We start from the raw sequence: 6,680 nt of genomic DNA on the forward strand, positions 1-6,680 counted from the left end.
GTTTGCGCGAATGCACTTCGCACCGCCTTCTTTGGCAGCAATGRCCATGCGTCCCATAATAAAAGAGCTGTGCAGCGGCTCATTCTCCAATGCTTGACATGATACAATTAAGCCCTTGTGAATTTTATCCAGCACCTGTTGCATGTTTAACACGTCCTTATCGTTGTCTATATTCTCAATGTCCCAAGAATTCTTCCACTTCATTTTTGATGATCGTCACTTGGGGACCGTAAACTATTTGAATGCCGTTTCCTTTTTTTACGACACCTTTTGAACCGGTTTGTTTTATGACGTCTTCTTTCACCAATGTTTCATCCTTTACTGTGACACGGAGACGGGTTGCACAGCAATCGACGATCTCGATATTTTCCTGTCCGCCCAATCCGTTAACGATGGTCTGGGTTCTCTCTGATGCCGTTACTTGTGTAACAGCGGCCTGTTCATCATCTTCACGGCCAACCACTTTCAAATTCTTCTTCCTGATCAAGAATTTAAAAGTGAAGTAGTATAGGAAAAACCACGGAATGCCGACGAAAAGTACATAAATCCAGTTTGTTTTACTGATGCCCTGGAGTATCCCGAATAAAGTAAAATCAATAAATCCTCCAGAAAAGGTTTGACCGATCGTTATATTGAATATATCTGCCATCATGAAGGCAAGTCCGTCAAACAAGGCATGAAAAACATAAAGGATCGGTGCGACAAATAAGAAACTGAATTCAAGCGGTTCGGTGATGCCTGTTAAGAAAGAGGTCAAGGCAGCTGAAAGCAGCAAACCGGCCACGACTTTCTTATTTTTAGGTTTAGCGCAATGGTAAATGGCCAATGCCGCGCCAGGCAGACCAAACATCATCGTGATGAACCGTCCCGACATGAAGCGGGAAACACCCTCATAATACTTGGCAGTAGTTGGGTCGGCCAATTGTGCAAAGAAGATGTTCTGGGTCCCGCTGACAAGCTGCCCTTTAATCTCCATCGTTCCGCCTAAAGCTGTTTGCCAGAAGGGAAGGTAGAAAATATGGTGCAGCCCTAACGGCCCGAGCATCCGTAATATGAATCCGTAAAAGAAAGTCCCGATCGTACCTGTGCTCGTTACCAGCGCACCTAATTGGTTTATGAAAAGTTGGAAATAAGGCCATACGATAAAAAGCACGGCTCCAACCAAGATGGACGCGAAGGAAACGATGATGGGAATGAAACGGGAACCCCCGAAAAAGCCTAACACTTGCGGAAGCTGAATTTTATTATATTTATTGTGCAAAAGTGCGGCAACGATCCCTACTACGATACCGCCAAACACACCGGTCTCCAGTGTCTGGATCCCGACGGCCATTCCTTGTCCGGAACCTGCCAAATTCTCTTTGGCAAGTTCCCCGGTTATTTGAAGCAGTGCATTTATTGAACTGTTCATGACGAAATAGCCGATCATGGCGGCCAATGCAGCGGTCCCTTTATCCGAACGTGCCAGGCCTACTGCAACACCTACGGCAAAAATAACCGGCAAGTTGCCGAATACGATGCTTCCTGCAGAACTCATGATCGTGAAAATGGCCTGCAGCCAAGCAAAGTCTAAAAATGGATAAGCCTCAACTGTATTTGGATTGGAAAGAGCACCGCCAATTCCCAGCAATAAACCGGCCGCTGGCAAAACGGCAATCGGGAGCATAAAAGATTTACCGAATTGTTGCGCTTTCTCGAAAGCTTTCTTCATAAATATTCCTCCCTCATTTAACGAGCCTTTGATACTCTTTATTTTTTATCGCTCTATACTAGCTATATTAAATCCCTTTGAGAGCGTTTTCAATGCGATGCAAGGTTATATCAACTGTTTTCAATCTTGTGCTTATTTCTCTGAAAAAGTTTTCAATAATAGAAGGTGCTGGATTGGATAAAAAGTTATATGAATATATTGAAATCTTTATTGCTTATTTTTATAATTCGTGTATTGGTGAGTAAACGTACTATTTAATAAGAAAAAACATTTTTTTTATCCAAAATCCGAATATTATCTTGTGCAATCAAAAAAAAGTATATATAATTACCTCAAACGATAGTTTGGCAGGTGATAGTCATCTTACCGATAAACGCTAACGAAACGAAGAAATTGCTTTCTCATATGTATAATGAGGTATCGAAGGAATTGTTCGGCTTTGGTACGACGCTGCTGAAGGTTACTGTTGAGCAGAATGTGATTACATTTCAGGCCAAACATCGACGTGCCCCGCGCTCTGAAGCTTTAGAAGGGGAAGTTCCCAGCCTGAAGCAGGAGGTTGACTTCCATATGTCCCTGCTTTATAAAAAGAAACTGAAACAAAAGCTGGAAACGCAAACGAATTGGGATATCGAAGCTGTCCTGAGGGATTATGACTCAGCGACTCAGCTGGCATTCACCAATATAGTATTGAAGGAAAAAATTATATAATCATATAAGTGGATTTCCCTTCGGATTTATCTGGAGGGGACGCCGCTAGAGAACCAAATGATAAGTTTTATCTTTGTTTACAAAGAAAAGACAATCTTGGGTAGAATTTCAATTCTATTTAAGATTGTCTTTTTTTACATGTAAATCAGTAAAAAGGAAATTTTAAACAATATGAACTTGGAGGTTTGGATGATGAAAAAAATATTGATGATGTTATCACTGTTCACATTAGTTTTAGCTGCATGCTCTTCAAAGGACGACGGAAAGGAAAAACCAGCTAAATTGGTTGTTTCCACTTGGGGATTCGCCGATGATTTCTTCCGTCCTGAAGTCTATGAGCCATTTGAAAAGAAGCATAATGTCGAGATTGTCGTTGATTCAGGAAATAATGCAGATCGATTGAACAAAGTGCGCCAAGCGAATAGCGATGTGGATGTTATCTATTTATCCGACTACTATGCACAGCAGGGAATCGATGAAGGGTTATTTGAGAAAGTTGACCATAGCAAAATTCCGAATATTGATCATATCTACGACAAAGCAAAAGCGCCGAATGGTGCTGAGTATGGACCAGCCTATACCATTGCACAATTTGGGATTGCCTATAATCCCGATGAATTGAGTAAACCGATCACCTCTTGGAAGGATCTTTGGAGCAAGGATATGGCAGGGAAGATCACAATCCCATCCATCACTTCGACAACTGGACCGATGTTTTTGGATGCCGCTTCAAAAGCTAGCGGAAGTGAAGAGTTCAATGAGGATAAAGCGTTCGATCAAATGAAAAAGATCATGCCGAATGCGGTGAAGGAATATGGGCAAACATCAGAGTTCGTCAACATGTTCTCGCAAGGGGAAATCGCTGCAGGCCCGATCATGGAAATGTATTTTGGCGATTTACAGGAAGCCGTTCCCAATGCTAAGTTCATTTCCCCTCAAGAAGGCGGCTACGCAGTGATGAATACGGTGAATATTGTTAAAGCCAGCGATCAAAAAGAATTGGCCGGCGAATTCATGAATTACATCTTAAGCAAGGAAGTTCAGGAAAAATCAGCGAAAGCGAAAGTGGATTCTCCTGTCAATACGGAAGTCAAGCTCTCTAAATCGGAAGCGAAAGGCTTAACCTACGGAGATGAAGTCATTGACAGCTTGCGTGTATTGGACATGAAGTTTGTTAATGAAAACTCGAAACAATGGATCGATCGTTGGAATCGTGAGCTTACACACTAAGAAAGAAACGAGGTGTGCTTGATGAAGAAAAAAATGATTCTTGATGTGGATACTGGAATAGATGATGCGATCGGGATCATTCTTGCTGTTAAAAGCCGTCAATTCGACATATTGGCGGTCACAACGGTGAACGGGAATGTATCCCTTGATACGGCCACATTGAATACATGCAAAATATTGGATTTATTGAATGAACAGGACATTTCAGTCATAAAGGGGGCAGATAGCCCAATTATCAGGAGCCCCTTTTTTGAACACCGGATCCATGGCGAAGACGGGATTGGCGGAGCCTTGAAGGATGTGCCAGTCAATAAGCGGCCTGATGATGGATTTGCTTCTGATTTCATCATCAATTCCATTTTGAATTTTCCTGGTGAAGTGACGCTTGTCATGACGGGACCTCTTACGAATTTGGCATTGGCGGTGAAAAAATGTCCGCAAATCACCAAGCTCGTTAAAGAAGTCATATTCATGGGCGGAGTGATCAAAGGGGTTGGCAATGTCACGCCGACCTCTGAATATAACACGTATGTCGATCCTGAAGCAGCCAAAATCGTATTACAGGCGGGATTCGCATCCATCACGCAAGTTGGTCTTGATGTCACGAGAAAGGTTCTATTGGGTGAAGAGCATATCCAATTGATTCAAAACCATGAACTTGCTGACTATATAAGGCAAAGTACATCAGATTATCGGAAAAGGTATTTTGAACGTAACGGCATATGGGCATGTGCAATGCATGATCCATTAGCTGTAGCCATTGCGTTGCAAGAAGATCTTGTCACCAGAGAAGAATATTATGTGGATGTTGAAACAAAAAGCGAGCTTTGTGACGGACAGATGGTTTGCGACTTTCAAAATAGGCTGATGAAGCAGCCGAATGCACAAGTTTGTCTGGACGTCGATGCGGAAGCGTTTTTCGACCTGTTCATTCGCATAATCAATTCATAAATAATACGAACAGGGGGTTCCGAGGTGAAGAAACGCTATCTATACCTGTTGCTGTTACCAGGCGTTCTATTTTTAACGATTTTCATGATCATTCCGATCCTAATGACGATTGGCACGACCTTTTTTCATGAAGGCGGCGGTTTTTCCATACAAGGATATCTCGACTTTTTCCAAGACCGATACTTTATTGAAATTCTGCTGACGACACTTAGGGTGAGTCTGTTCACGACAATCATTTGCATACTATTGGGATTTCCAGCAGCTTATTATATTTCAAAACTGAAACAACGAAAAAAAGCCATCATGCTTTTGCTGACGATCTTCCCGCTATTAACAAGCCCTGTTGTCCGCTCATTCAGCTGGATGGTGATCATCGGTAAAAACGGTGTCGTGAATAAATTGCTGATGGGCATGGGCTTGATTGAAAAGCCGCTTGATATATTGTACACGCCCACTGCCATCATCATCGGATTGGTCCATTTATTCCTGCCATTGATCATCGTGACGCTGGTGGGTGTGATGGAGAACATCGAGACGGACTTATTAAAAGCGGCGGAGAGCCTTGGAGCATCAAGATTGGCCGTATTCTCAAAAGTGATCATTCCGCTTTCGGTTCCAGGTTTGGTCATTGGCAGCATCCTTGTTTTCGTAGGAAGCTTCACGGCTTATACTACGCCTGCTTTATTAGGCGGGAAACAGCGGGTCATTTCGACCTTTCTTTATCAAAACGCGATTACATTGAACGAATGGCAAGTGGCATCGATAGTCGCTACGATAATGATTGCCGTGACCGTCCTTATCATATCGATCATGAATGGTTTGGCAAAAAAATTAAATCCAAAGGGGTAGAGGTGTATGCAGGAAAAAAATCGAGGATTGGCCCTGTTTACATTCCTGGTGTTCCTTTTTTTACTAGGGCCTTTGCTTATCATATCCGTTACGTCATTTGAAGGCGGAAATATTTTGAAGTTCCCGCCAGAAGAGTTTTCTTTCAGATGGTATGAAAATATTTTTAATGTGGACATGTTTTTGGTCGCTTTTAAAACGTCCATCCTTGTTTCACTCGGAGGCAACCTTTTGGCACTGTTACTGGGAGTGCCGGCTGCCTATGCATTAAGCCGGTTTGATTTCAAAGGGAAAAGCGTGATAAATGCCTTTTTCGTTTCTCCGATATTAATACCGGGAATTGTGCTGGGCTTTGCGTTTTTACGTTACATTGTAGGGACTTATCAGCTTCCGATATATGCGGCCCTGTTTGTGGGACATACTGTTATCATGCTGCCTTTCATCATCCGTGTGATTTCTTCAAGCTTATCAAACTTTGACTTTTCCATTGAAGAAGCGGCCGAAAGTCTCGGAGCGAGTAAATTGGGCACATTCTTTACAGTTGTCCTCCCGAATATAAAATCAGGAATTCTGGCGGCAGTCATGATCGCCTTCTTGGAATCCTTCAATAATGTAGACATTTCAGTTTATATGACAGGCCCTGGGGTAAGTACGTTTCCGATTCAGATGCTGACGTATGTGGAGAACTACTTCGATCCCACCATTTCGGCCATTTCCGTATTGCTCATGTTCATAACCGCTTTCTTCATGTTTATAGTGGAACGGCTCATGGGATTGTCTTATTTCACAAAACGATAAAGGAGGTAATGATGGGTGGCTTTATTCACTTTACAAGATATATCTGTAGCCTATAACAAACAGAATATATTAAAAGATTTCAATCTTGAGATTGAAAAAGGGAAACTGGTATCCCTTCTTGGACCGAGCGGCTGTGGGAAAACGACGACCCTCCGTTTAATTGCCGGGTTTTTACAGGCGAATGAAGGGAAGTTTTTATTCAAGGAAAAGGACTATACGAAAGTGCCCGTCAACAAGCGGAACTTTGGCTTTGTGTTCCAAAACTATGCATTATTTCCGCATTTGTCGATATTCGATAATATTGCTTTCGGTCTCCGTCTGAGAAAGAATGCTAAAAGTGAAATCGAAAAAAAGGTAATGAATGTGCTCGAGATCGTTAACTTGAAAGGTTTTGAAAAACGATATCCCCAAGAGCTTTCTGGAGGGCAAAAGC

At 42.4% G+C, this 6,680-nt stretch carries 7 protein-coding genes and 1 pseudogene; 6 read left to right on the forward strand and 2 right to left on the reverse strand.

The features are described 5' to 3' along the window. A pseudogene (locus tag AC1DVB_RS24250) lies at nucleotides 1–135 on the reverse strand (N-acetylmannosamine-6-phosphate 2-epimerase); the annotation flags it as partial. A 40-nt stretch (nucleotides 136–175) separates the two neighbouring features. Next, nucleotides 176–1,711, reverse strand: a complete 1,536-nt coding sequence (locus tag AC1DVB_RS24255; RefSeq protein ID WP_454861743.1) for a maltose/glucose-specific PTS transporter subunit IIC — start codon at nucleotides 1,709–1,711, stop codon at nucleotides 176–178. A gap of 360 nt (nucleotides 1,712–2,071) precedes the next feature. Here AC1DVB_RS24255 and AC1DVB_RS24260 point away from each other — a divergent pair, with 360 nt between their 5' ends. The 6 genes from AC1DVB_RS24260 to AC1DVB_RS24285 form a co-directional block, all read left to right on the forward strand. After that, nucleotides 2,072–2,422 (forward strand): DUF2294 domain-containing protein, encoded by a 351-nt coding sequence (locus AC1DVB_RS24260; RefSeq protein ID WP_095679093.1) that lies wholly within the window; start codon nucleotides 2,072–2,074, stop codon nucleotides 2,420–2,422. A gap of 192 nt (nucleotides 2,423–2,614) precedes the next feature. Then, a complete protein-coding gene (locus tag AC1DVB_RS24265) occupies nucleotides 2,615–3,652 on the forward strand; it encodes an ABC transporter substrate-binding protein (protein ID WP_454861742.1) in 1,038 nt (345 codons plus the stop codon). 21 nt (nucleotides 3,653–3,673) lie between these two features. Beyond that, nucleotides 3,674–4,603, forward strand: coding sequence for a nucleoside hydrolase (locus tag AC1DVB_RS24270; RefSeq protein WP_477591327.1), 930 nt, complete (start codon nucleotides 3,674–3,676; stop codon nucleotides 4,601–4,603). Nucleotides 4,604–4,627: 24 nt separating this feature from the next. Continuing rightward, entirely contained in the window at nucleotides 4,628–5,452 is an 825-nt protein-coding gene (locus AC1DVB_RS24275) for an ABC transporter permease (protein ID WP_057278330.1), read from the forward strand. A gap of 6 nt (nucleotides 5,453–5,458) precedes the next feature. Then, nucleotides 5,459–6,247 carry an ABC transporter permease gene (locus AC1DVB_RS24280; RefSeq protein WP_048687496.1) on the forward strand — a complete coding sequence of 263 codons (789 nt, stop codon included), beginning with the start codon at nucleotides 5,459–5,461 and terminating at the stop codon, nucleotides 6,245–6,247. A gap of 15 nt (nucleotides 6,248–6,262) precedes the next feature. Continuing rightward, nucleotides 6,263–6,680, forward strand: a 418-nt coding sequence (locus tag AC1DVB_RS24285; RefSeq protein ID WP_477591330.1) for an ABC transporter ATP-binding protein, incomplete at its 3' end; no start/stop codon positions are given.

It is taken from the genome of Peribacillus sp. P4_D6 (assembly GCF_056401795.1).